General features: G+C 44.7%; 23 protein-coding genes. 7 read left to right on the forward strand and 16 right to left on the reverse strand.

Annotated elements, in window-relative coordinates:
- Positions 1–94: 94 nt before the first annotated feature.
- Together A2621_04770 and A2621_04775 are read left to right on the forward strand one after the other, a co-directional pair.
- Entirely contained in the window at positions 95–805 is a 711-nt protein-coding gene (locus A2621_04770; protein OFW90274.1) for a hypothetical protein, read from the forward strand.
- A gap of 110 nt (positions 806–915) precedes the next feature.
- Positions 916–1911: a hypothetical protein gene (locus A2621_04775; protein OFW90275.1), complete on the forward strand. Its 996-nt coding sequence runs from the start codon at positions 916–918 to the stop codon at positions 1909–1911.
- Here the strand turns inward: A2621_04775 and A2621_04780 are convergent.
- Both A2621_04780 and A2621_04785 read right to left on the reverse strand, forming a co-directional pair.
- Entirely contained in the window at positions 1858–3141 is a 1284-nt protein-coding gene (locus A2621_04780) for a hypothetical protein (GenBank protein OFW90276.1), read from the reverse strand. The genes A2621_04775 and A2621_04780 overlap by 54 nt on opposite strands.
- A 20-nt stretch (positions 3142–3161) precedes the next feature.
- The gene (locus A2621_04785; GenBank protein OFW90277.1) at positions 3162–4943 is read right to left on the reverse strand and encodes an oligoendopeptidase F; all 1782 of its coding nucleotides are present in this window, start codon (positions 4941–4943) and stop codon (positions 3162–3164) included.
- A 40-nt stretch (positions 4944–4983) separates the two neighbouring features.
- Here A2621_04785 and A2621_04790 point away from each other — a divergent pair, with 40 nt between their 5' ends.
- Together A2621_04790 and A2621_04795 are read left to right on the forward strand one after the other, a co-directional pair.
- The gene (locus A2621_04790) at positions 4984–5433 is read left to right on the forward strand and encodes a tRNA-specific adenosine deaminase (protein ID OFW90278.1); all 450 of its coding nucleotides are present in this window, start codon (positions 4984–4986) and stop codon (positions 5431–5433) included.
- Positions 5434–5436: 3 nt separating this feature from the next.
- On the forward strand, positions 5437–6180 hold the full coding sequence (locus A2621_04795) for a tRNA pseudouridine(38-40) synthase TruA (GenBank protein ID OFW90279.1): 744 nt from the start codon (positions 5437–5439) through the stop codon (positions 6178–6180).
- Positions 6181–6235: 55 nt separating this feature from the next.
- Here A2621_04795 and A2621_04800 read toward each other — a convergent pair whose 3' ends face one another.
- From A2621_04800 to A2621_04815, 4 genes are all read right to left on the reverse strand, one after another.
- A complete protein-coding gene (locus A2621_04800; protein OFW90280.1) occupies positions 6236–7780 on the reverse strand; it encodes an AAA family ATPase in 1545 nt (514 codons plus the stop codon).
- A gap of 103 nt (positions 7781–7883) precedes the next feature.
- Complete coding sequence (locus A2621_04805) at positions 7884–8300, reverse strand: hypothetical protein (protein ID OFW90281.1); 417 nt, start codon at positions 8298–8300, stop codon at positions 7884–7886.
- Positions 8301–8323: 23 nt separating this feature from the next.
- A complete protein-coding gene (locus A2621_04810; GenBank protein OFW90282.1) occupies positions 8324–10198 on the reverse strand; it encodes a hypothetical protein in 1875 nt (624 codons plus the stop codon).
- A gap of 40 nt (positions 10199–10238) precedes the next feature.
- Entirely contained in the window at positions 10239–10424 is a 186-nt protein-coding gene (locus A2621_04815; GenBank protein ID OFW90283.1) for a hypothetical protein, read from the reverse strand.
- Positions 10425–10556: 132 nt separating this feature from the next.
- On the opposite strand from A2621_04815, the gene A2621_04820 reads away from it, so the two are divergent.
- Genes A2621_04820 through A2621_04830 form a run of 3 tightly spaced genes read left to right on the forward strand, consistent with a single transcriptional unit; the run spans position 10557 to position 13791 of the window.
- The gene (locus A2621_04820) at positions 10557–11120 is read left to right on the forward strand and encodes a hypothetical protein (GenBank protein OFW90284.1); all 564 of its coding nucleotides are present in this window, start codon (positions 10557–10559) and stop codon (positions 11118–11120) included.
- Positions 11113–12516, forward strand: coding sequence for a hypothetical protein (locus A2621_04825; protein ID OFW90285.1), 1404 nt, complete (start codon positions 11113–11115; stop codon positions 12514–12516). The genes A2621_04820 and A2621_04825 overlap by 8 nt, the downstream gene beginning before the upstream one ends.
- Positions 12517–12528: 12 nt before the next feature.
- Positions 12529–13791 (forward strand): hypothetical protein, encoded by a 1263-nt coding sequence (locus A2621_04830; protein ID OFW90286.1) that lies wholly within the window; start codon positions 12529–12531, stop codon positions 13789–13791.
- Here the strand turns inward: A2621_04830 and A2621_04835 are convergent.
- The 10 genes from A2621_04835 to A2621_04880 form a co-directional block, all read right to left on the reverse strand.
- Positions 13778–14620, reverse strand: coding sequence for a hypothetical protein (locus A2621_04835; protein OFW90320.1), 843 nt, complete (start codon positions 14618–14620; stop codon positions 13778–13780). The genes A2621_04830 and A2621_04835 overlap by 14 nt on opposite strands.
- A gap of 64 nt (positions 14621–14684) precedes the next feature.
- On the reverse strand, positions 14685–15725 hold the full coding sequence (locus tag A2621_04840) for a hypothetical protein (GenBank protein OFW90287.1): 1041 nt from the start codon (positions 15723–15725) through the stop codon (positions 14685–14687).
- Complete coding sequence (locus A2621_04845) at positions 15722–16678, reverse strand: UDP-4-amino-4-deoxy-L-arabinose-oxoglutarate aminotransferase (GenBank protein ID OFW90288.1); 957 nt, start codon at positions 16676–16678, stop codon at positions 15722–15724. Before A2621_04845 ends, A2621_04840 begins: the two co-directional genes overlap by 4 nt.
- A 7-nt stretch (positions 16679–16685) precedes the next feature.
- On the reverse strand, positions 16686–17846 hold the full coding sequence (locus A2621_04850) for a UDP-4-amino-4,6-dideoxy-N-acetyl-beta-L-altrosamine transaminase (GenBank protein OFW90289.1): 1161 nt from the start codon (positions 17844–17846) through the stop codon (positions 16686–16688).
- A gap of 11 nt (positions 17847–17857) precedes the next feature.
- Positions 17858–19510: a hypothetical protein gene (locus A2621_04855; GenBank protein OFW90290.1), complete on the reverse strand. Its 1653-nt coding sequence runs from the start codon at positions 19508–19510 to the stop codon at positions 17858–17860.
- A 3-nt stretch (positions 19511–19513) separates the two neighbouring features.
- On the reverse strand, positions 19514–21004 hold the full coding sequence (locus A2621_04860; protein OFW90291.1) for a lysine--tRNA ligase: 1491 nt from the start codon (positions 21002–21004) through the stop codon (positions 19514–19516).
- Positions 21005–21021: 17 nt separating this feature from the next.
- Positions 21022–21330 (reverse strand): monothiol glutaredoxin, Grx4 family, encoded by a 309-nt coding sequence (locus tag A2621_04865; protein ID OFW90292.1) that lies wholly within the window; start codon positions 21328–21330, stop codon positions 21022–21024.
- 9 nt (positions 21331–21339) lie between these two features.
- Positions 21340–21576 (reverse strand): ATP-binding protein, encoded by a 237-nt coding sequence (locus A2621_04870; protein ID OFW90293.1) that lies wholly within the window; start codon positions 21574–21576, stop codon positions 21340–21342.
- Between the two features lie 33 nt (positions 21577–21609).
- On the reverse strand, positions 21610–23616 hold the full coding sequence (locus A2621_04875; GenBank protein ID OFW90294.1) for a hypothetical protein: 2007 nt from the start codon (positions 23614–23616) through the stop codon (positions 21610–21612).
- Positions 23616–24329, reverse strand: coding sequence for a triose-phosphate isomerase (locus A2621_04880; GenBank protein ID OFW90295.1), 714 nt, complete (start codon positions 24327–24329; stop codon positions 23616–23618). Before A2621_04880 ends, A2621_04875 begins: the two co-directional genes overlap by 1 nt.
- Between the last annotated feature and the right edge of the window lie 76 nt (positions 24330–24405).

Consider the following 24405-nt stretch of genomic DNA (forward strand, 5'->3'; position numbering starts at 1 on the left):
TAACTTTGCAAGAAAAGTCAAATTTTCAGAAAAAAATGAGATCTTCTTGACGGTTTAAGTCCGTTCTTGCCATTATACAGGAGGAGATAACCCTATGACAAACAACCCGTGGAACAATACAGAGTTTACCCCACCCCCCCGATCACCCTGGTGGTCCTCTAAAGTTCTTTTGGTTATCTTACTAGCTCTCTCTGTTTTCGTCGGGTTCATTGTTTTTTGGAATGTCATCATGTCGCGTACGGATGATGTGGATGAGGCGAATATCCCCGTTATTGCGGCAGAAACGGTGACAGTCAAAGAAAGACCCCAAGAGCTTTTGGTGGAAGAAGGAGACTCTGTTTATAGCTTGATCTCACAAGAGAAGTCTAAAACCTCTTCTTTGAAAACGGAGGCAGAAGATCCTGTTTATGAAACTAGTTTTCAGCAGATTGAGGAAAAGGAGGGGCCAAATCGCAAGGTGCGTATAGAGGAAAAAACGGAAGTGATCGATATAGATATCCCCCCGGTAAAAGCGGCACCAACTTTTAAGGCCCAAAAGCAAGCTGTAAAAAAAGAAAGAACGGGTCTATTTTTCCTCCAGATTGGGTCTTTGTCCTCAGATCAAGAGGCTCAGCAAGAGAGTCGGCGGTTGAAGAGGAAATATGTCCCTCTCAAAACGCTGGACATTAAAATTGTCCCAAAAGAATTGGCAGGGAAAGGAACCTACCATCGCCTCCAAGCAGGACCCTTTGAAAGCAAGGGAGAGGCTGAGAGAACCTGTCAAGATCTTAAGCAAGCAGGCGCCCATTGTCTGGTTGTTAGTTAGTTTTTGATTGAATTTTTTTCATCCTTTCTTTATATTAATCAAACAAGTTTCGTGTCACCACCCCGATGGTGCGTCATATATCAGTAACCTAATTTTCATAAGAGGAAAGAGTGCTTTTTCTTTTTCTATTAAAAAACAATGTTCCCATTTTTGCTGCAGTCTTGCTGGGTTACTTTTGTTCTTATTTTCATATCTTGGGTAAACGAGCGACATCTGTTCTAACAGATTTCGTCTTTTTTATTGCCTTGCCGTGTATGGTGCTTTATCAGTTTTCAAAGCATTCTGTGGATAAAATTTTCAACGGTTCTTACATGGCGGTTATTGCCATCGCCACCCTAACTCTCGCAGCCATTGGCGCTTTTCTCGGAAAAAAGATCTTTAAACAGAGACTGTCAGAGACGGCCTTAACCCTCATGTCAATCAGCCAGGTCAACACCGCCTATCTTGCCATTCCTGTCTTTTTGTTATTTTTTAAAACCGTTGCACCGGTTGTGATGGTCAGTGTTTTTCAGCAGCTGGTGATTTCTTCCCTCGTTTTAGGACTGATTGAATATGATTTATATAAGTCAGCCAAAAAAGAAGGATTTACTCATCTGCTATTTTTAAAAGAACTGCCGAAAGCTTTGGTAAAAACCCCCATTATTATAGCCTCCTTTATTGGGTTGGTGTTTTCTTATAATCATCTTTCTTTTCCATCCTCCGTGGGATACTTCCTTGATCTAATGGGAACATCGGCAGCCCCTCTTTCTTTATTTGTTCTAGGGCTTTCTCTCCAGCAAGATAAGATCAGTTTTCGCGATGGGAAGTTCCGTCAGCAAATCTTTGCGCTGCTCTTTTTGAAAAATCTTTTCCATCCTCTTTTGGCATTTTGTTTAGGAAAATTTGTCTTTCACTTGAGCCCGTTTTGGCTGGTTACGGCATCGCTGATGGCAGCTATGCCTACCGCTAGGAATTCTGCTTTGTTTGCTCAACGGTATGGTCTGGATGTCCAGAGAGCGAATACGTTGATTGTGATTTCAACCCTTATTTCCTTTGTAATGATTAACATTATTTTATATTTCTTGGGGGATGTTTCTGTCTTTTTGCCTCAAGGATGCCCTGTCTAGGAGCTCTTCGAACATCTGGTGCCAGTTTAATTGGGCGCCCAATTTAATAAAGGCAGCGCCCATTCCAACGGTCACGCGATCCATTAAGATGAATTCCCGCGGCAGTTCTACTTTCCCATGGGCTTTGAGCTTGGTGAGGACGTCTTTGACGATCATCCGTCCTTGCTCTCCGCTATAGGCTTCTGAAATAGGACGGACGCGATCTTCAAGGACGGGACCATAGAGAAAACGAGCCCAAATGGTGAGCGTCTCCGCGAGTTCTTTCGTTAAATTTTGGAATCCCCATTGGGTGTACGCCGCCATTAACTGATCTTCTCTCTCCGTTTTGAGCGCTTCATATAATTGTCTGACGCCGCGCAGAAAAGAAGGAGAAAAGTGTCGGACACATCCAAAATCCAGGAGGCTGACGTTGCCCTCTTCTGAGAAGAGATAATTGCCGGCATGGGGATCTCCATGTAAATACCCATGGGCATGAAGGGGATAGTACCAGGCAAAAAATAAGGTTGCCGCCGCTTGATTTCTCAGCGCCAGGGGCTTTTCTGAGAAGGTGTTCAAAGAATCCCCTGTCATATAAGACATGGTCAAAAGGCGCTCTGTGGAGAGAGAGGGAAATACTTTTGGGAGGGATATGGAGGGATGCTCTTTGAAAATAGTTTTGAAGGTCTGAATGTGTTCAGCCTCTTTTTTATAGTTAATTTCCTCATAAAGATGATGCTCAATCTCTTTCAAAAACTGACCCGTTTTAAGAGCTCCTCCTCTTGTTTCATAGAGCGCCAGCAGAAGACGAAACTGGGCAAGGTCGGCCTCAATAATCCCCTGCATGTTGGGATACTGAAGTTTGCACGCCAAGACGTCACCCGTTAAACTTTCGGCTTTATGGACTTGGCCAATGGAGGCTGCGGCAAAGGGGTCAAGAGTAAAAGATTTAAAATTTTGTTCCCAGTCAGGTCCTAGTTCAGATCTCAGGCGACGCTTTACAAACAACCCCCCCATGGAAGGGGCTTGAGATTGGAGAGAACTCAAAGCTTTCGCGTAAGGTTCTGGCAAAAGGTCGGGCACCATGGCCAAAAGTTGCCCTACTTTCATGAGGGGGCCTCGGAGAGATCCCAGGTGCTTGACGAGATCTTGGGGGGCGAGTTGATAGGTCAGGTATTTGGTGGCTAACGCGGCAAAGGAGGTAGAACTATGAGAATATCGTTTCAGGCGATCACTGAGCGTATTTTTGTCCATCACGAGACCTCTTAAAAAGCCTATGACAGATCTTCAAGCTCGTCGATCCATCGAGACACAAGATTCAGTCCCTGATCCCAAAAGTTCGCCTTTGAAGCGTCAAGGCCAAAGGGTTCCAAAAGCTTTGTATGATGAAGGGTGCCGCCTGCTTGTAACATCTGGATGTATTTTTTTTGGAAATCAGGAAACTTATTTTCATAGGTCATATAGAGGGAATTGACTAAGCAATTTCCGAACGCATATGCATATACATAAAAGGGGACATGGAACAAGTGGGAAATATAAGCCCAATAATAGGCATAATTGTCTTTTAGAATGACGGAGGGGCCGAGACTATCTTGTTGGGTTTTCATCCAGAGGGCGTTGATTTCTTCCAGGGTGAGTTCTTTCTCGCGACGACGATCATGAAATTCATGTTCGAACTGAGAAAAGGAAATCTGACGCACGAGGGTGTTGAGGGCGTCACTTGTCTTTCCCGCCAACAGGATTTTCTTCTCTTCCTTATTGGGGGTTTGGTCTAACAAGGATTGGAAGGTTAACATTTCTCCAAAGATGCTCGCCGTTTCAGCAAGCGTCAGCGGCGTGTCTGCCATCAAATAGCCTTGGCGGGATGCTAAAACTTGGTGAATGCCATGCCCCAATTCATGAGCCAAGGTCATCACGTCCCAGATCTTTCCTTGATAGTTTTGTAGAATATAGGGGTGCAAGGAGGGGACAGCTGGATGAGAAAAGGCGCCGCTGTCTTTTCCAGGGCGCACGGCAGCATCAATCCAGTTTTTGTCAAAAAACTGACGCCCAATGGAGGCCATTTCAGGGGAGAATTTGTGATAGGCATCCAAAACAATTTCTTGGGCTTCATCCCACGAATATTTTTTTTGCGTATCTTTCGGCAAGGGTGCACTGCGATCCCAATAATTTAGTTTATCTTTTCCTAACCATTTGGCTTTTAACTTGAAATATCGATGGCTGAGATCGGGATATTTTTTTTGTACGCTCTGGATGAGGGCAGAAACCACCTCGTCTTCCACATGGTTGCCCAAGTTACGAGATGACACAGGCTTGTCATAGTGACGCCACCTGTCTTCGATTTGTTTTTCCTTAGACACGGTATTCAAAATGAGGGCACATACCGGGGCCGCTTCTTTCAGCGTTGCGCCAAAAGCTTCGGCTGCTTTTTGACGCAGAGATTCATCAGGGGACGTAAAAAAGTTCGTTATTTCAACAAAGGATAAATCTTTTCCATCCAAGGGAAATCTCATCTTCGAGAACGTTTCATCATAAAGACGGAGCCAGTTGTTACAGGCGGGGACACTCAATTCATGAAAGACTGTTTCCAGATCCTTCGTGAGTTGATGGTCCTTAAAGATGCGGACTTGCTCGATCCAAGGTTTATAATGGGAGAGTGCTGGGCATTGCTCAAACTGCTTTTTCAACGTATCTGTTGGAATTTGATTGAGCTCTAAGGAATAAAAAATAAGGTGGGTGGAAAGTTCTGTCGTTTCTTCTTGGATGTTTTGATAGAACGAGGTTGCTTCTTTATCCGTCATGTCTTGGGCGAAGAAGAGAACAGAAAAACAGGCAACGCGGCCAATTCTTTCAGACAAATCTTCGTATTCTTTAATAGAGGCTGCCAAAGCCGCTGCTGAAAGATCGGCCACTTCCCCCTCGTATTTTTTGACAAAACTTTGGATGTCTTTAGCGAGAGCAGAGAGATCTCTTCGGATCGCTGGGTCTTTTAACCCCTGATAAAGGTCATCTAAATTCCATGTGGGTGCTTTTACCTTTAGCTTGCCTTTTTCCATAATTCCACCTAGCTTTATGAGTATGATTCACAATACCTATATGAAGCGCGCTTTACAAGAAGCAAAATCAGCGGCCAGCCGAGGAGAAGTTCCGGTGGGAGCCGTGATTGTTTGTGGGAACGAGATTTTATCGACGCAATCAAATCGGGTGATTGAGTCCAAAGATCCAACGGCCCATGCCGAGCTTCTGGTGATTCGAGAGGCGTGTCAAAAAATAGGGAATGAACGTCTGACAGACTGTGATTTGTATGTGACGTTGGAACCGTGCGCCATGTGTGCCACGGCCATCTCTTTGGCGCGTATTAAAACGCTTTACTATGGAGCTTTAGACTCCAAAGGGGGCGGCGTGAGACAGGGGGCAAAGGTTTATACGCATGCCACGTGTCACCACCGCCCCGAAATTGTTGCGGGTCTTTTACAAGATGAGAGCAGTCTTGTTTTGCAGTCCTTTTTCCAGGCTTTGCGTCAGGCAAAAAAACGGGGAGAATGAGGCATGACAAGACGGATTAAACTGACCATAGAATATGAGGGGACGGGGTACGCCGGGTGGCAACGCCAAGACAATGCCCCCACCATTCAGGAAGAGATAGAAAAAGCAATTCTTCAATTCTCCCAATTACCAGAAGTGACCTTACACGGGGCAGGGAGGACAGATGCGGGCGTTCATGCCTTGGGCCAAGTGGCGCATGTGGATTTGCCCGAGAGATTTGAGAGAGAAACGGTGATGCGGGCAATCAATCATTACCTTCAGGAGAAAAGAATTACCATTTTGGCGGCAGAACTTGTCTCAGAAGATTTTCATGCGCGCTTTTCGGCTAAGAAAAGAAAATATGTGTATCGGATTTTGAATCGGCGCCCCAAACCGGCGCTCGAAGAAAATAGAGTGTGGCATGTCCCCGTTAAATTAGACATCAAAAAGATGCAGCAGGCGGCGGATCTTTTGGGGGGGAAACACGACTTTACGTCTTTTCGCACGATTCATTGTCAATCAAAAAACCCGGTTAAAACCCTAGAGTCTTTTCAAATCATTCAAAAAGAAGATATTTTGGAATGCTGGGTGGAAGCACCGTCATTTTTGCATCATCAAGTGCGCAATATGGTAGGGACCTTGGTTGAAATAGGCAAAGGGAGATGGGAGCCAGTTTATATCAAGGCAATTTTGAAGGGTAAAGATCGGTCGGCGGCAGGCCCCACGGCTCCTCCAGAGGGGCTTTATTTTATGGCAGTCACTTATTAATAAAAAAACCCGAGAAAAAAATCCCGGGCTTTTTTGAAAAACTTATCCTAGAGTTTTAGCCTTGTCCATGTGTTAAAGCTTTAAACTTCTTGCTGAGACCAAACACAGACAAGATCCAGAAGAACACGACGATGATCAAGATCGGGGCAATGATATGAACTAGCTGGTACAAAGCGCTCCCCGCAAAGGCGGTGAGCAACCCAATCTGAATGTAGGCGCCTCCAGATTTTCCGCCGCGTCCACCGATCACATCAACGGCCGCTTTTCCTTTGGTCTTTAATTCAGGATCAAGAGGAATGTAAGCCATCTCTTTGGTTGGATCAAACAGCGAGTACTTTACGGCTTTTCCAAAGGCGTTCACGCCCAGACCTAAGAACACGGCAAAAACAACCAGTTCTTTGTTCATCATGCCTTGAGCAATGGCTTCCGCAATTTTCATGCCTTCGGGCGTCATAGTGTTGTTATAGAAAATAACGCCGAAGAAAATCAAAATGCCAACCAACAAGACAACGGGTGTAATGAGGGCGGCGGTTCTCCAAGAGAAACGACGAAGGATATTACTGCCAACAAGCATCAAGGTGATGGCAATAAGGCCAGTTACAGTGGAAAGTACGCCCATCGTCGCGTTATAGTCATTCTCATTTGGGAAAGCGATCTTGATTTGTCCCTTCCATACCCCTTCAAAAATATTGATGGAGACACCATACGCCAGAACGAGCATGGCGATCAGCCCCAAATAAGGAGACGTGGCAATGACCTTCAAGCTTTGCATAACGGAAAGTTTTTCTTTTTTCTTCTTTCCTTCCCCCATGGCTTCTGGGTCATAGTAACGCTTGTCTGTGAGAACAGCTCTGTTCATCCAGTAGAAAGTGGCCAGAAAGATACTACCAAGGAATACGACAAGCCCCATTAAGTACTTTAAGCTTAATCCCCAGGCTTCTGTTTTGGAAAGCCCCATGGTGGTGGTGACTTGGGATAAGTAGTACACAGCCGGTCCTGATAAGAGCAACCCAAAATTTCCTAAAAATCCAAACATTCCATAGAAACGTTTTGCTTGAATCACTGGTGTAATAGCGTTCGCAAACTGCCAGAATAAGAGAGACAAGATAGCGCTTCCCCAAAGTTCGGAGAGAATATAGAATACACTGTACGTCCAGTTTCCAATGATGGGGATAATCCAGTGAAGGGTTGGATACGCCGCTTGATACTGCGCAATCGTTTCGGGTGTCATATGTATCACGTCTTTCAACGGATAAATAATGTACCCAAAACAACCAAAAAAGGCTAAGAAAGGGACAGCTGTGATGTAAAACAAACCTTCTCTTTTGAAAATGTTAGCTGCTTTTGTGTACATGATCATGAAGAGGATGGCAGATCCCGTCACGCCTATTCCTTTTAGAAAGGCTAAGCTCTCGGCGCCTGATCCGGGAGCCGTCACAACGAGGGCATCTTTTGTGTCGCGAAGAACGGTATAAATGGCCAACACACAAAACATAATGAGACCCATGGGCAAGAACTTTTTCAATTCATGATCATGAATCGGCCAAAGAATAGAACGCCACCCTGTAAACTCTGCTTTTTCTAAACGTTTTTCAGACATGATAAACCTTATATTAAATTAAACCAAAAATGGACTGAAGCCACGATGAGCCAGTCCCTAAAAACTCTTGGCATAGATTCATGAGAAAGTCAAATTAAAGGAACTATCTGATTGATTTGGAATAGGGATCCAATAATTTTTTGAATTCTTCCTTAACCGCTTTCTCCACCATGTTTGGCAAGTTCTTGGCGAGCCAATCTTGCAGGAGGGGGGCGAGGGAAGAGGCCACCAAGTTTTCCAAGACCGGGCTTTTTCCTTCCAATTTTTGGGAAGAAGGGGAGAGAGGTTCTTTCCGCTGCTTGTCAGATGAGGTCTCTTTCTGTTCCGCTTGGGGTGTAGTTATTTTCTTTGTCAGAACAAGGACATTGTCCTCTCGTTTTTCTGTTTCAGGGAGAGGGCGATGGGGGGATGGCTGAAGGGGAACATTCTGATTCTGGGCGGGATCCATTATTTGCCGAATGGAGGCCAAAATTTCTTCCATAGTTTCTTCTGCGTGGTCTGAAGGGAGGTTTGATTTCATGGTCATTATTTCCAAATCTTTGTTTATTGGGTTGCTTCTGCTTCCTTCATAAGGTCAGTTGAGAATTCTTGGGCGGCAATGCGCTTATCTGCCGCTCCAATACCCACACCCCAGAAGGACATCTGGTCATATTCTTCTTTCGCCTTATAGATATCCACATTCAATTCTAAGGTTTGTGCATCCAGGCGCCCGATGGTTGCCAAAATCTGGTACGCATTCAAGATCACCGCTTGTTCTGCATTGACGAGTTCAACTTGGGCGGTCAGAAGCTCTTGTTCGGCGGTTAAGACTTCAAGCGTCGTTTTGTCTCCTGCCAAAAACATTTCGGTGGAGGTTTCAACAGCAATTTGTGCCGCATTTATTTGAGATTTGAGTTGGGTGATTTGCGCGCGTGCGGCTTCTAAGGAATCCCAATATTTGCTTACGAGTTCGATCACACTCCGGCGTCCATAAATCGCTGTTAATCTTTTTTGCGCCGCCACATACTTTTGCTGGCGAACATTAGATTGAGTGGATGCTCTGAAATCAAGAGGAATGGTTAAAGTAGCAGCTGCTTGTGCTTGGTTTTGACGTGAACCCCCATACCCCTGAAAGTATGAAGCGCTATTCCAATTCTCTGTTAATGTCCGACTCACCCCAGCACTGACGTCAAAAGACGGAAGAAGTCCTCCAAAGGTTTTATCTATGTCAGCTTTCGCCGCGTCAGCAATGGCTTCTTGTTTGTGAATTTCCGGGCTTAATTTAAGGGCGATCTGAACAGCTTCTGCTTTTGAAGCGGGGAGAAGCTCAGAGGGGTCTGTTGGTTTTTTGAGAGATTTTTCAATGGTAATGCCGGTTATCTTTACAAAATTAGCTTTTGCAATTTCTACCTCTGCGAGGGCCGAGATGACCTCGGCTTTTGCTTTATCTAATTTTGCTTGCGTTGCTGCCACGTCGTAACGCGTTAGTTCCCCAAACTCGTATCGGTTCTGAGCGACTTCAAGTTGGCGTTCCAGAAGAGCTTGGTTGGATTTTCTGAGGCGGAATACTTCTTGCTTCGAAGAGAGCGCAATAAAGCTTTGAATGGCGGAAAGGAGAGTGTCTCTGAGGGTCACGATATAGGCGGCAAGGGTTGCGTCGACGGTTTTCTCTTGAGCTAGAATATTGGCGGTTGTGGATCCGCCGCTATAAAGATTTTGCTGAAGGGTAAGGCCTCCTTGAGTGGTATCCGTTCTGAAGTTATTCTGGGTATCAGATCTTGCGCCTGAGCTTAAAACGCTACGACTATTAACAGTATCCCCCCCCTGTGTGGTGTATCCAACATTGGCCGAAGCTGTGGGAAGCCATCCAGTTCTCTTTGCGCTAGAGAGAGCCATTTGAGCCGCCTTTACTTCGTACTCTGCCGTCAAGAGCGGACTTTGCGCATAAGCGCCCTCCATCGCGTCTTTTAGAGTCAAGAAGTCTTGGTCTGTTTTAGCGGCTTCCACTTCTTCTGAAGCTGCAGAAACAGCATCAGAATCAGGGACGATCGCTTGTGCCGGGGTTTTCTCTGTCACAAGAGTCACCGTCTCTTTATTAAGAACAGTATCTGCCTTAGAAATTTGTTCCTGAGTTTCAGACAGGGGGTTAAGCTGATCCTGAGATGTTTCCGTTTCTGGGGTGGGAGACGGGATCGGCATATTTTCGATGGGGGCTTCGATGTCCGCTATCGATTCAAGAAGGGGGTCTTGTTGGGACGGGTTCGGTACCCCTTCTTCACTGGGAATATCTTCACTGGGCGTGGCTATCTCCTCCACCGGAGCGGCAATGGGTTCCTCAACGGGAGGAGTCATCTCTTCCACTGGAGCAGCCATTTCTTCCACCGGAGCAGCAATGGGTTCCTCAACGGGAGAGGTTAACTCATCTATGGACGCATCCATAGGAGCCTTCTGGGATATTTTCTGAACAGAAGATGATTTTTTAGGTTTCTTTTTCTTGTTCTTGCGGTGAGACGCTTTGCGGGATATCTTCTTTTTTTTCGAGCTTCTTTTCGAGCTTTTCGGCTTTTTGGATTCTTGTATGTTTGTGATCTCGGGGGAGGACATATCTGTCGTTGAGAGAGATTCCATAGGTACAGAAAGTACACAGATTAAAAGAGATAGCCAAAAATACTTGAAAACTTGTATCATTTATTTAATAGACCTTAAAAAACACACCAATCATACATATCTTTTGTTTAGATGTGAAGATTTTAATAAACTTGAAAAATAAGAATGTCTACGATAAGAGATTAAAACGATGTCAGTTCAAAAACAACACCATAGTTTTTCTTATTACAAATCCTCAAGTGAATCTTGCGCGACGTGTGTCGTGTCTGGATGTAAGAGGTTGGGAGCGCACACAGTCCTTCTTGATCCTCGAAATCCCAAAGAGAGGGTTCATATGTGTTTAGGTCATGCCAAAGAGCATAACAAAGCCATCGACTATTTTAAAAATATGGGGACCAAAGAAATTGAGGCAGAAGTAAAAGCTGACACAATCTGGCGGCTGCCCACCTGGCCGCTTAGAGGTGATTACAGAAGATGTTTTGTGGAGAAGAACGTTTTCAATTTATTTGATGAGCATTCCCCTTATGTGCGCCAAAAAGAAACAGTTCCTTTTTTCCCCCAAGAGGTAGAGAAAGCAGCGAAAACCATGGGGGTGGGTCTGCCCATTCTGTTGCCTGAGCTTAAAAAAGTTTACAAAACAAAAGTGAAACAGTTCCATCCAGATTTGAATCGAGATAAAAAAGGGGCAGAAGAAGAGTTAAAAAAGATTACCATTGCGTATAAAACGCTTTCCAACTATCTGATGGATGCTTAAAAACGTTCTTTTCATTCTTGGGGCAGCGGCCTTTTTTTATGGGGGGCTCGGTTCTTATGCTCTCCTCAATAACAATGAGGGCCTCTATGCCCAAATTGCTTGGGAAATGCTAGAAAGTGGGAATTGGGTTATCCCTCATCTTAATGGCGTGCCGTATATTGAAAAGCCACCTCTTCTCTACTGGCTCGTTGCGGGTAGTTTTAAACTCTTTGGAAAAAACGAATGGGCCGCGCGGTTGGTTCCGGCCACCTTTGGATTTCTGACGTGTCTTGCCCTTTACGTTTTTGCGGGCTCTTTCCATAAAAGAAGATGGGGGCAGCTCTCTGCGTTCGTTTTAGCCACCTGCTGTGGGTTCATTGTGTTCTCACGGATGGTTTTCTTTGATGTGGTGCTCACCTTTTTCTTAACAGCCTCTGCTTTATGTTTTTACAAGTTTTATGACACAGAAGAAAAAAAATATGTGTACGGGTTGTCATGTTTTATGGCGGCGGCCGTTCTGACAAAGGGTCTTGTACCCCTTGCCCTCATGGGGTTGCTCATTTTGGTCTTTCTTGTGTTAGAGAAAAACCTTCTTTTTTTACGCGTTCTTTTGAATCCTGGAGCTTGCGGCGTTTTCTTTATGCTGGCTGTTCCTTGGCATGTGGCGGCGGCTCTTCAAGAAAAAGGGTTTCTTTGGTTTTATTTCGTGAACGAACAATGGATGCGATTTTTAGATAAGCGGGTGCCAAGGGATTACTATACGGGACCGTTTTATTATTATTTTCCCCGCGTCTTGGGGTATATGGTGCCGTGGACTTTTTTGGCACCCTTCTTTGTAAGAAAAAAATCTTTGACAGAGTCGTCGTCTCTTCAAAGATTTTTAGGCTGTTGGTTTTTGACATTCTTTGTTTTCTTTTCTTTATCCAAAGCAAAAGCAAATTACTATATGGTGGTAGGCATGCCGCCGTTGGCCCTATGGTTGGGGATGCATTTATCTGGCTATCGGTGGCAAAAACGGATTACTGTTCTGGCGGCTATAAGTTCTGCGACTCTTATGGTTGCGGCCATCGTTTATGTTAAAAATCACGAAGATCACTTTTCCACAAAGGGAAGCCTTTCCGTTGTGTCCAAAGAAACCCCTCTCTATCTTTACAAAAGATTCGAGGAACTCTCCACCCTTCCTTTTTATGTGGGGAGGCCGATTCCTATTATTGAGAGTGAAAGTCACGACCTCTGGTATGGGAAGGGTACCTTAAAAAGGGAAGATTTATTTCTGTCCGATAAAGATCCCTTCCTAAAACAAAGAGTCGTGTACGTGATGAAAAAAGATCAGAACGAGTTCTTAGAAAAACAGGGGGACATCCCCCCAAAAATCATCTATGATTTTCCAGGTTATTCTATTTTTTATCATCATTAGGAGGTCTTTATTATGGGGTATGTGATGAATATTTTGGATGGTTTCAGCATCTATTTTAAAAAGCGCCTTATCATCATTCTTTTATTTGGGTTTTCAAGCGGGCTTCCTCTATTGTTAATCATGTCCACTTTGTCCTTTTGGTTTGCCCAAGAGGGAGTCGATATCAGAACCATTGGCCTCTTTGCCTTAACAGGATCTCCCTATGTGTGGAAATTTTTGTGGGCGCCTCTCTTAGATCGGTTCCAAGTTCCCTTTTTAGGGAAGTGGCTTGGCCGTCGGCGGGGATGGCTTTTCCTGGTGCAACTTTGCTTGGCAGGATCCATCATCCTAATGGGCCAAAGTCAGCCTCAGGTAAATCTTTCGTTCGCCGTTTTTTTTGCTGTCTGTGTTGCTTTCTTTTCTGCCACCCAAGACATTTTAATTGATGCTTATCGGATTGAATCTTTGGATCCGTCCGAATATGCCGCCGGAGGCGGTATGGAAGTCTTTGGCTATCGCCTGGGGATGATCATTGCGGGAGGATTTGCGCTCTTTTTATCCGATACGTACACCTGGTCAACCGTGTATTTAATGATGGGTTTTTTTATGGGGGTTGGGCTGCTGACCACTCTTTTCTGTAAAGAACCAGCGGCGTCGAAAAAAGTGGATTTAGAAAAAAAAAGCTTTAAATTGGTGATTCTTGATCCGTTCCTCAACTTTATTCAACGACCGGGTTGGGTGTGGGTTTTATTGTTCATTATTCTGTATCGATTTGGAGATAACCTCATTGGGCAAATGTCCACCGTGTTTTATCAAAAGCTTGGGTTTACAGGTACCGAGATTGGGATGGTCACCAAAACCTTTGGGATTTGGATGGCGGTTATTGGGGGTCTCATGGGGGGCTCCATTGCCAAACGCATTGGAATTATGAAAACCCTGATGTTTGGAGGGATTCTCCATATTGCTTCAAATGGGTTCTTTATTTTACTGGCCATCCATGGACACTCCCTGCCGTTTTTATATGGCACCATTATTTCAGAAAATCTTTCTGGCGGTATCATGGCCGCTGCTTTTGTGGCCTATCTGTCTCGTCTCTGTAATCTTAACTTTACAGCGACTCAATATGCGCTATTCTCGGCTCTGATGGCGGTGGGGCGTGTCTTTGTGCAATGTAGTTCTGGATTCATAGCGGCTCAGTTTGATTGGATTTCTTTTTTCTTAATCGCCAGTGCCGCGGCCCTGCCAGGACTGTTTTTGCTGGGATACCTCATGAAAAGATTCCCTATTGAAGAGTAGGCGGAGGGGCGGCTCGGCTTTCCCGGTAAATAATATAAACCCCTGAGACAATGACGATGGGGGCGCCCACCAATAAGTGAATCCGGAAGCTTTCATCCCACCGGAAATAGCCAAGGATAGCGGCCCAAACCATGAGGGTATACAGAAGGGGCGCGACGACAGCTGCTGGGGCCATGCTATAGGCAGAGACCATAAAGACTTGGCCAATGGCGCTGAGGACACCTAAGACAATTAAAAGAACAAAACTGCTGAGGCTGATGGGGTTCCAAAAGAAAGGAACGAGAGCGCCTGCCACCACAGTTAAAACCAGGGTGTGGTAAAACGTGGTTGTAATGGGGTGCTCTGTGGAAGAGAGTTTCCGAGCCATAATGGCAATCACCGCTTCCAAAAAGGCAGATAAAATACCCGCACTCACTCCTGCAAAAGTGACATGACCAGAGGGATTAGCCATAATGGAGACCCCGGCAAATCCGATGAAGATCGCCACCCATATCTTGAGTTCTACGTGTTCTTTAAGAAGGGGGTAAGCAAGAGCGGTGATGAAAAGGGGGGAGGCAAAAACAAGGGCCGTTCCGTCCGTTAAGGGCAGGACATCAAAGGAATAGTACATGGCGCAGAGACTCACAAATCCAATGAGACCCCGGCTGAGTTGTTGGGGTAGTTTGTGTGTTTTGATGAGAGAGAATTTTTTAGCAACGAACATATAGACCACTAAGGTTGCAAGGGCCCAGAGAGACCGAAAAAATATAATCTGGGTAACGGTACAGTCCTGCGCCGTCTCTTTCACAAGACCATTGCCAATGCCGAACAGAAACATGGCGAGCGTCATATAAAGCGCCCCCACCAAAACTTTTGATTTTTGGGGCACTGCTGTCATCGTATCGGGAGTCATTTTATACCTTTATGGTTCCTGGATTTTGAATAAAGTGATAATCCATCGTTTTATGTAAAATTTCTGTAAAAGTCACTTGAGGAGTCCATCCTAGGTGAGTTTGTATGTTCTTGATAGAGGGAACTCGAGCTTGGACATCTTCGTACGAGCTCCCGAAATGATGTTGGGAATCCACTACTTCAATTTTGGTTTGCTCTGCATGTTTTTTGTATTGAGGATAGGTTTTCATGACTGACACAACTTCGTGTGCCACTTCAGACATGGAGAGATTGTTTTGGGGGTTCCCCACATTAAAGATGCGGTTACTGGCAGCGCCGTTTTTGTTTTCAATCATGCGCATAAGGGCATCCACCCCTTCTTCCACATATGTAAAGCACCGTCTTTGGCTGCCGCCATCCATCAATTTGATGGGACGGCCATAAAGGATATTGCTGATGAACTGAATGACAGCCCGGGAGTTTCCTTCTTTTTCTGAAAAAACATCGTCCATTTTAGGGCCAAGCCAGTTAAAAGGACGGAACAGAGTATAATCCAAATTTTCATGAATGCCATAGGCATAAATGACGCGGTCTAGAAGTTGTTTTGAACACGAATAAATCCAGCGCTGTTTGTGGATAGGACCCAGCACCAGATTCGTGGTTTCCTCATCAAACTCTTTGTCGTGAGACATCCCATAGACTTCTGAGGTGGACGGGAAAATGATCCTTTTTTTATGCTTGACGCACAGCTTTATAACGTCGAGGTTGGCTTCAAAATCCAAGTGGAAAACACGAAGCGGATCTTTCACATAGAGGGCGGGGTTTGCAATGGCCACCAGAGGCAGGACCACATCACACTTTTGGATATGATCATTGATCCAGTCCATATGAGAGAACATATCCCCTTTGAAAAAATGAAACCGAGGGTGATTCAGAGATTCGGATAACTTATGATCATCCCTATCCAACCCATATACCTCCCAAGAGGTGCGGGACAAAATATTTTGGGTGAGACAGTTTCCAATAAAACCATTGGCCCCCAGAATTAAAATTTTCAACGTCATTTTGTTTTGTCTTTCTCTAAAGATTTATCTTGGAGGATGGCACGGATGCTATACCGACGTCGACACAAAGCCTGGTAAATCCGCCCAATATATTCGCCTACAATGCCAATACCCATGATGGCCACACTAATGAGGAAGATCACAATGGCAATCAGCGTGAAAACACCTTCTGCTTCCGGGCCATAGATCACGCGACGAGCGACCATATAGATCACCAGTAAAAAGCTGAGCCCTGACACAATCATACCAAAAAAAGTAAAGAATTGGATGGGTACCATGGAAAAATTAGTGGCCAGATCAATGGCCACACGGATGAGTTCATAGATCCCATATTTGGAATCTCCTTGAGTACGGGCATCATGTTTCAGCCCAATTTCACAGGGGTTTTGGGCGAGTTTCCAGGCAAGCACCGGAATAAAGGTGGAAGATTCTGTTCCGCTGACGATTTGATCAACGATGGGACGTGCATAAGCGCGAAACATGCATCCCTGATCTTTCATATGCGTGCCGGTTAGAACGTAACGCACCTTGTTTGCAAAGCGCGATCCCCAGTGACGCCAAGCCTGATCTTTTCTTTTGAGACGATAGCTTCCCACCACATCGTGGCCCTCTTCAAATTTTTCTAAAAGCTTTGGAATTTCTTCGGGGGGATTTTGGAGGTCTGCATCCAGGTTAATAATCACTTGACCCCGGACTTCCTCAAAGGCTGCCATGATCGCCATGTGCTGACCATAATTACCTCCGAAGTCGATGATCCTCACCTGCTTGGGATATTTTTGCTGAAGCTCTTTTAAGATTTTGATGGAGGTATCTTTGCTGCCGTCATTGGTATAAATAACCTCAAAGGACTTGCCAGTTTTTTCTAAGACGGGCATGAGTCGTGCTGATAACGTGTGGAGGCTTTCTTCCTCGTTATAGACAGGAATGACGATTGATAAGTAAACACCCTTCATTTGATCTTTAGTCCTTTTTAAATATTTTACGCATAGCTCTAATCACGCGATCTTGCTCGGCGTCCGTCATCTGGGGGAATAGGGGCAAGCTTAACACATGATCCGCAATATATTCTGCTTTCGGAAAATCGCCTGCTTTGAATCCAAAAGTGTTTTGATAAAAAGAGAATAAATGAGGGGCTTGCCAGTGAAGGCCGGCCCCAATATTTTCGTCCTTTAGCTTATCGATCACTTCGTTGCGAGAGAGAGAGGTTTTTTTCGAATTGAGGGTGGGGGCAAAAAGATCCCAAGAATGATGATGGTCATAGGCAGGCGCTTCGGGTAAAAACAACTCGTCCCAGTCTTGGAAAGCTTGGCGATACTTTTGAACCCGCACGGTTCGGAGGTCTGTAAACGTATCTAAGAGGGGAAGTTGGTGAATTCCTAAAGCCGCCTGTAAATCCATCATGTTGTATTTAAACCCAGGGGCAATGACATCATATAATTGGCTGCCTTCTTTTGAAAAACGGTTCCAAGAGTCGCGATCAATCCCGTGGAATTTAAGGACATTGACAGAGCGGATCAACTCTTTATCTTGAGAAGAGACACAACCACCTTCCCCCGTTGTAATATTTTTATTGGGATGGAAGCTAAAGACCTGCGTATCCCCAAAGCTGCCAATTTTTTTGCCTTTATATTCTGCTCCAATAGCATGGGCGGCATCTTCAATAACACGAAGGTTATATCGATGGGCGAGCGCATAGAGAGGGTCTAAATCAACGGGGGCGCCAGCAAAGTGGACAGGGACAATGGCCTTGGTCCGCTCTGTGATCGCAGCCTCTAAGTGAGACACATCCATATTGTACGTGTCGCGTTCCACATCCACCAAGACAGGCGTGCCACCGGCAAGCACAATAGTGTTTAAGGTCGCAATGAAGGTGAACGACGTTGTAATGACCTCATCGCCCGGTTTTAATCCTAAGTGTAATAAGGAGAGATGAAGGCCGGCCGTGCCAGAAGAGAGAAGAGAGATGTTAGGGCACTCTAAATACTGTTGCAGGAGTGACTCAAACCTTTTAACTTTAGGTCCTGTGGTGATCCAACCTGAGCGTAAAGAATCCATAACTTCATTTAAAGTTTCTTCTGATAAACAAGGCTTGGCAAAGGGTAAAAATAATTCTTTAGTCATAAAACCACACTTCATTTTTTACACAATAAAACAAATTCATCTTGTTGGAAAACAACTTTAAAATGAGAACGACTGGGAAAAGGAATTTCAGGGACAGCATTCTCTTTAGCAATAACACAGAGAGAGGAAAGAGTTGACCCTAAGGCTTTAAAATCTTTGGGGGCTAAAAAGATGGAATTTTGAGGATCAAGAGATTTGCCAAAGTCGAGTTCGCCACTCCAATTCAAAATTTTTACAGTTTTCCCTAGATAAAAAGGGAGGTCTTGGGCATACATCCCATAAAAGACCACTTCAGTGCTGGCGGGAAGGTTGGTCTTGATATGGGTTGCAAAAGGTTTCATAGACGTTTTTTGTATAAGGGGGGCGGCAGCATTCAAAGTAAAAAGGAATCCAATATGAAATCCAAGAAGACCCCACAGTTTCCATCTCGTTTTTTTTAATAAACTAAGCAGTAAAAAAGAAAGGCTGCTGCCCATCAAATAAAATTGTACAAAGGGAATATAGGAGGAGAGATTCGAGCATAAGTCTGGATCCGCATATTTTTCTACTCCCCAGGGTATTCCGATCGTCAAAAGAAGAGAGATCATGAAATAGATAATAGCTTCTATTTTGGTGGATTGTTCTCCTTCTGTCACATACGCCAGAAAGCGACCGACGATCACAGCTAGCGGCGGAAAAATAGGGAGTATATAGGGAATGAGTTTAGAAGAAGAAAAAGAAAAAAATAAGAAAATAAACCCAGCCCATAGAAGCAAAAAAGCCTCTAAATCATAAATTTTCCAATCTTTGAATTTGAAGGGAATAAAATTTTTAAGAGCACGCGGTAAAAAAACAATCCAGGGAAAAAATCCCAATACAAAAACAGGCATAAAGAACCAAAAAGGTTGCATGCGTCGATGAATGGTGGTGAGGTATCTCTCAAAATGTTCTCGAATAAAATAGAAATCAAAAAATTGTGGATTGTCTAAAGACACCAGAATATGCCAGGGAAGAACAAGGATCAAAAAAACGAAAAGATTGGTGGGCAGATAAAGAGGGCGCACGTCTTTCCACTTGTTCAAAGTGATAACCCATAGTCCAATGATACCGATGGGTAACACCAGCCCGATTAATCCTTTGGTGAGAACCGCGCCTGCAAAAAAAGTGCTGGCGAGCGCAAACTTTAGGCGTCGTTCTTTTCCGGCGGGCAATTTGACGCCAAGGATAAAAGAAAACAAACCAAGGGAGAGCAACACCGTTAATACAAGATCTAATAAAATAAGGCGAGCTAAAGAAAAATATAGGACAGTGGTGGCGAGTACAATGGCACTAAAATACCCTGCCTGACGGCTATAAATCCGACTAGCATACGCGTACACCCCGAGGCATCCCAAAAGGGCAAACAAAGCGATGGGGAGGCGTAAGAAAAACTCGGAAGTCAGTCCTAATTTAAGAGGAACAGCTTCAAGCCAATACACAAGAGGAGGCTTTTCGAAATATTTAAGACCGTTCAGATGGGGCGTTATGTAGCTGCCTGACGCCACCATTTCGCGGGGGATTTCTACGTATCTCCCTTCGTCAGGTGCAGCGAAAGGCCGCGACCCAAGGCAGGTGAAAAACAAAGCACTTAAAAAAACAATCAGCAGGCTATAGTCTACCCATCCGCTATTTTTTTTATCGATCACTTTTTATTCCTTTGGTTTCATGGTGGGGAACGCAATCACATCTCTGATGCTGGGTGCATTGGTCAGAATCATAACCAATCGATCAATCCCAATGCCAAGGCCGCCTGTGGGGGGAAGGCCATGTTCAAGTGCAGTGACAAAGTCTGAGTCCATAAGGTGAGCTTCATCATCTCCCCCATCTCGTTCTGACATTTGGGCTTCAAAGCGTTGTCTTTGATCAATGGGATCCGTTAATTCTGAAAAGGCGTTCGCAATTTCCCACTTATTCATATAGCTCTCAAAGCGCTCGGTCAAACGAGGGTCTGTCCGATGAGCTTTGGCCAACGGTGAGATGTCGAGAGGGTGATCGATCACATGGATAGGCTGGACCAAAGAAGATTCTACTTTTTCGGCAAAAACGGCTTCCACCACTTTGCCCCAAGTGTCTTTGCCTTTGAGTGGAATGCCCCCTATTTTTTGGGCGGCGGTGCGGGCATCTTCCACTGTCTGGATTTTGGAAAAATCGACCCCCGTTTTTTCTGTCACCAAATCAACCATGGATTTGCGGGGCCAGGGAGAAGAAAGATCCAGTTCAATGCCGTCATAGATAACCTGAGTGGTGCCCAATACGGTTTGAGCGACGTATTGAATGAGCTCTTCGGTGAGATTCATCATGTCATGATAGTCGGCAAAGAGTTGATATATCTCAACGGAGGTGAATTCTGGATTGTGGCGGGGAGAAATCCCCTCATTGCGAAAGCAACGATTCATCTCAAAAATCTTATCGGATAAGCCACCCACCATCAGCCTTTTCAAGTGCAGTTCGGGGGCGATGCGCAAATACATGGTCAGATCAAGGGCATTGTGATGCGTTGAGAAGGGTTTGGCTGCCGCCCCGCCGGGAATAAGATGCAGCATGGGGGTTTCCACTTCTAGGAACCCTTGAGCGGAAAGGTAGGTGCGGATTGCAGCGATGATACGACTTCTTTTTTGCAATCGATCCCGGCTCTCTTCATTCACAATCAAATCAATATATCTCTGACGGTATCGGGTTTCGATGTCGGTCAGACCATGATACTTTTCAGGGAGAGGCAGCAAAGCTTTAGAGAGCAATTCCAACGACTGCATGTTCACGGTAAGTTCGCCCCTTTTTGTGCGACGGATCACACCGGTGACACCGATCCAATCGCCAAGATCCAATAGAGAAAGAAGCGCCATTAACTCTTCTGGTAACTCTTTTAGAGACGAGAAGATTTGGAGAGACCCGGTTTCATCCTGGAGGTCGATGAACATGCCGCTGTTGCGAATGGATCGAATGCGTCCAGCGACTGAAACCCTATCTTCCGTGACGGATTCGTTCAGAAGATCTTTATATTTTTCTTGCAGCGCTATGGTTCTATGGGAACGAGAAAAATTATAGGGATATGGATTAATACCGCGACTTTTAAGGGTGTGGACCTTTTCAAGCCGGATATGTCTTAGTTCTTTTTCTGCACTGTGGGAAGAGTCACTCATTTTTTACTTTTTGTTCCTTAATTTTTTATAAAAAGTTCCTGAAGCTCTCCTGATTCGAACATTTCTTTCACAATATCGCATCCCCCAATGAATTGCCCCTTGACATAAAGTTGGGGAATGGTGGGCCAATCCGTAAAATCTTTAATCCCTTGGCGCAACGCAGGATCGGTTAATACATTCACATCTTTAAAAGGAACCTGGAGCTTTTTTAAAATTTGAACAACGGTGGACGAATATCCGCATAGGGGGATATTAGCGGTTCCTTTCATGAAAAGAACAACGTTGTTCTCACTGAGGTCTTGTTTGATTTGGTCTATGGCACTCATTTTATGTCTCTAATCGTTTTTCTCGATGGTTTTCAAGGAAAGGGCATGGATCACGTCTCCCACATATCCTTTCAAGGAGTTATACACCATTTGGTGTTGCTGTACACGGCTTTTTCCTTTGAAAGAGGTGGAAGTAATGGTGAGAGAGTAATAATTTCCATCTCCTTTGAGGTCATTTAAAACGATTTCATCCTGGGGAAAACTTTTGTCTAATAACGCTAAAATTTTTGTCCGATCAAATGACATCTCTCATCCCCAACGTGCTTATGTCCTTACCGCCTATCGATGGATAGCGCCTTCTTTAACCTGGATGGAGGATCCTTTAAAGTCATCTCCAATGGGTTCAAACTTGCCCCCCAGGCAGGCAGCGAGGAACTTTTCAGCCACTGCATAAAAAGAAATGCGGTTGTCAGGCTTTGCAAATCCGTGGCCTTCATCGGGGTATAAAACGTAGGTGACTGGGATATTTCGTTTCCTCATGGCGTCCACAATTTGCTCTGATTCTGCTTGCGTAACACGAGGGTCATTGGCGCCTTGTGCGATCAAGAGAGGCCTTTTTATTTTGTCAACGTGCGTCAGAGGAGATCTTTCCGCTAAAAGCTTTAACCCTTCCTCGGTTTTGGGATCTCCTGCTTTTTGAATAATACTGGACAGGATTGGTTTCCAATAAGGAGGGAAGCTATTGAGAAGGGTAATGAGGTTAGACATCCCCACAATGTCAACGCCGCAGGCGAAAACGTCTGGGGTAAAAGTTAGCCCAACTAAGGTAGCATACCCGCCGTAGCTTCCCCCAAAAATAGCGATTTTATGAGGATCAGAAATCTTTTCTTTGATGAGCCACTGAACAGCATCAATGAGATCATCATGGGCTTTACGTCCCCATTCCTTATTGCCAGCGGTTACAAATTTTTTCCCAAATCCAGAAGATCCTCGATAATTGACACTTAGAACAGCATAGCCTCTATTGGCCAACCATTGATGTTGTGAATCATATCCCCATGAGTCTCTTGATTCTGGTCCTCCATGAACTAACAAAATTGTGGGCAAGTTCTGGGCGGTTTTCAAGGATATGCCAGGGGGAAGGGTGAGGTAACTTACAAGTGTTAGCCCATCCCGCGATTTCAGCTCTAACGGAACCATGGGAGACAAAGCGAGCCCTTCCAAGCTTTTCCGATTGGAAAACAAGTAATCTGCCTTTTGATAGGTTCGATTGTAAAGGTAATAATAAACGGGACCATCATCTGAGAGACAGGCCACAATCCATTGGTTAAAATCAAGGGTAGTCCCGGCCAAAGTAGGGACAGTTCCTGGCCGAAGAGTTTCTAAATATTGGAAATCTTTTGCATAGGTCTTATCGAGAAATTCTTTTTCTGGTTTCATATAATTTTTCCCAAGCCAAAGAGGAACATTCTCCGTGGGGTGGAAAGCGGCACTTGAAAAATCGGTTTTTGTTGGGGTCGCAATAATTTTTGTCTTTTGGGTCTCTACATCAGATAGTGTCAAGACAGCTAAGTCTCTGCCTTTACTATCCAACCAATATATATGAGACCCGTCTTTAGAAAAGCCCGCGGGGCTTGAGGTTGAGTTGTCTTCCGCATTGAAAGATCGATAAAGCTCCCATGTCCCCTTTTTCTGAATAAACCAATCCATGCCCCCTGTTTCCGTCATTTTACAGGCAAGACGCAAGGTCAAGTCATCGTCCACTTCAAAGCCAGCGAATTCATTGTTTTCGTAAATTTTTTTCTTCGTATCCGTTCGAAGATCCAACATATAAACATCATGGTATTCAGCGTTTCGATTGTTAAGGCCGATTAAAACCAAGTGGGGGTGTTTATAAGAGGTTCCCATAATCGTCACTCGCACCTTCTTTTCATCCGTCAAGGTAGTGATTTTTTTAGTGACAATGTCGACCTTGAAAAGGCGCCAGTTTTCATCCCCATCCCTATCCTGGATATAGAGAAGGTTTTGATTGTCATAGGCCCAACTATAGCCTTGAACGCCTCTGCCTGTATCGTGCGTCAAGAGGATCGCTTCTCCTGCAGGATTCAAGGGTTGGAGCCATAAATTTAAGACATTTTTGTAGGGGGCAATATAGGTCAGATAGTTGCCGTCTGGGCTAATACGAACTTGCGTCCTGTCGGGGTTACCAAACAATACTTTTCTGGGGATGAGTGTGGATTGAGTCTTCATAAAAAATCCTTTCTGGAAGCAAAAAATAACCCCCATAGACGTTATTATAAGAAGGACAATTTTTAAAAATCGTCCCCCAAAGTTTAAAGAAATCATTAAGACGCCTCTTCGAGGATCGTCTTAAATTTTTCAAGATCCAGCGAGGCCCCTCCCACCAGTAGCCCATCCACCATAGATAGAGACAAAACTTCCTTTGTGTTGTCTGGAGTTACCGATCCGCCGTACAAGACCGGTTTTGGTGTTCTAAAATATTGTTTGATGATGGTGTGGAGCCGGCTGATCTCCTCTAAAGGTGGTGTTTGTCCTGTGCCAATAGCCCATATAGGTTCATAGGCGATACAAAAAGGAAAATCCTTACGGGGGGTAGACTCTTTGATTTGTCGTTCGAGGACGGCAGCGGTTTGTCCTGTTGCGTGTTCTTCAGCGGTCTCTCCCACACAGATGATGGGTAAAAGACCATTCTCTGCCGCAGCTTCAGCTTTTTTCTGAATGATGGCAGATGTTTCTTGATGTTCTTGGCGCCGCTCCGAGTGCCCAAGAATCACAGCAGTGCATCCGCATTCTCTAAGCATGGACGCGCTAATGTCTCCCGTATAAGGCCCACTTTGTTGAGAGGAACAGTCTTGAGCCCCCAAATAAAAAGGAGTAGGATCTAGGACTTGTTGGGCAGCTTGAATGAGCGTATACGGAGGGGCAATAATCACGGTGAGCGAGGAAGGGATAGGTATTTTGGAAAGGCTCGTTAAAAAAGGGAGGTCTAAAGCAGAACCCTTGTTCATTTTCCAATTAGCAATAATAAACTTTTCCATAGCGGATGTGATTTTAGTATGATATTGAATTCAAAGCAAACATATGCCACAAAAAAAAGCATAAATCTATTTTAAA

This window comes from Alphaproteobacteria bacterium RIFCSPHIGHO2_01_FULL_41_14 (assembly GCA_001767855.1).
Taxonomy (GTDB): domain Bacteria; phylum Pseudomonadota; class Alphaproteobacteria; order UBA7879; family UBA5542; genus 2-01-FULL-41-14.

Bases quoted from the DNA above. Each gene is read 5' to 3' on its own strand.
- A2621_04770 (OFW90274.1), top strand. From the start codon at position 95: ATGACAAACAACCCGTGGAACAATACAGAGTTTACCCCACCCCCCCGA.
- A2621_04780 (OFW90276.1), bottom strand. From the start codon at position 3,141: ATGGACAAAAATACGCTCAGTGATCGCCTGAAACGATATTCTCATAGT.
- A2621_04785 (OFW90277.1), bottom strand. From the start codon at position 4,943: ATGGAAAAAGGCAAGCTAAAGGTAAAAGCACCCACATGGAATTTAGAT.
- A2621_04790 (OFW90278.1), top strand. From the start codon at position 4,984: ATGAAGCGCGCTTTACAAGAAGCAAAATCAGCGGCCAGCCGAGGAGAA.
- A2621_04795 (OFW90279.1), top strand. From the start codon at position 5,437: ATGACAAGACGGATTAAACTGACCATAGAATATGAGGGGACGGGGTAC.
- A2621_04800 (OFW90280.1), bottom strand. From the start codon at position 7,780: ATGTCTGAAAAACGTTTAGAAAAAGCAGAGTTTACAGGGTGGCGTTCT.
- A2621_04805 (OFW90281.1), bottom strand. From the start codon at position 8,300: ATGAAATCAAACCTCCCTTCAGACCACGCAGAAGAAACTATGGAAGAA.
- A2621_04810 (OFW90282.1), bottom strand. From the start codon at position 10,198: ATGGATGCGTCCATAGATGAGTTAACCTCTCCCGTTGAGGAACCCATT.
- A2621_04820 (OFW90284.1), top strand. From the start codon at position 10,557: ATGTCAGTTCAAAAACAACACCATAGTTTTTCTTATTACAAATCCTCA.
- A2621_04825 (OFW90285.1), top strand. From the start codon at position 11,113: ATGCTTAAAAACGTTCTTTTCATTCTTGGGGCAGCGGCCTTTTTTTAT.
- A2621_04830 (OFW90286.1), top strand. From the start codon at position 12,529: ATGGGGTATGTGATGAATATTTTGGATGGTTTCAGCATCTATTTTAAA.
- A2621_04835 (OFW90320.1), bottom strand. From the start codon at position 14,620: ATGACGCTCGCCATGTTTCTGTTCGGCATTGGCAATGGTCTTGTGAAA.
- A2621_04840 (OFW90287.1), bottom strand. From the start codon at position 15,725: ATGACGTTGAAAATTTTAATTCTGGGGGCCAATGGTTTTATTGGAAAC.
- A2621_04845 (OFW90288.1), bottom strand. From the start codon at position 16,678: ATGAAGGGTGTTTACTTATCAATCGTCATTCCTGTCTATAACGAGGAA.
- A2621_04850 (OFW90289.1), bottom strand. From the start codon at position 17,846: ATGACTAAAGAATTATTTTTACCCTTTGCCAAGCCTTGTTTATCAGAA.
- A2621_04860 (OFW90291.1), bottom strand. From the start codon at position 21,004: ATGAGTGACTCTTCCCACAGTGCAGAAAAAGAACTAAGACATATCCGG.
- A2621_04865 (OFW90292.1), bottom strand. From the start codon at position 21,330: ATGAGTGCCATAGACCAAATCAAACAAGACCTCAGTGAGAACAACGTT.
- A2621_04870 (OFW90293.1), bottom strand. From the start codon at position 21,576: ATGTCATTTGATCGGACAAAAATTTTAGCGTTATTAGACAAAAGTTTT.
- A2621_04875 (OFW90294.1), bottom strand. From the start codon at position 23,616: ATGATTTCTTTAAACTTTGGGGGACGATTTTTAAAAATTGTCCTTCTT.
- A2621_04880 (OFW90295.1), bottom strand. From the start codon at position 24,329: ATGGAAAAGTTTATTATTGCTAATTGGAAAATGAACAAGGGTTCTGCT.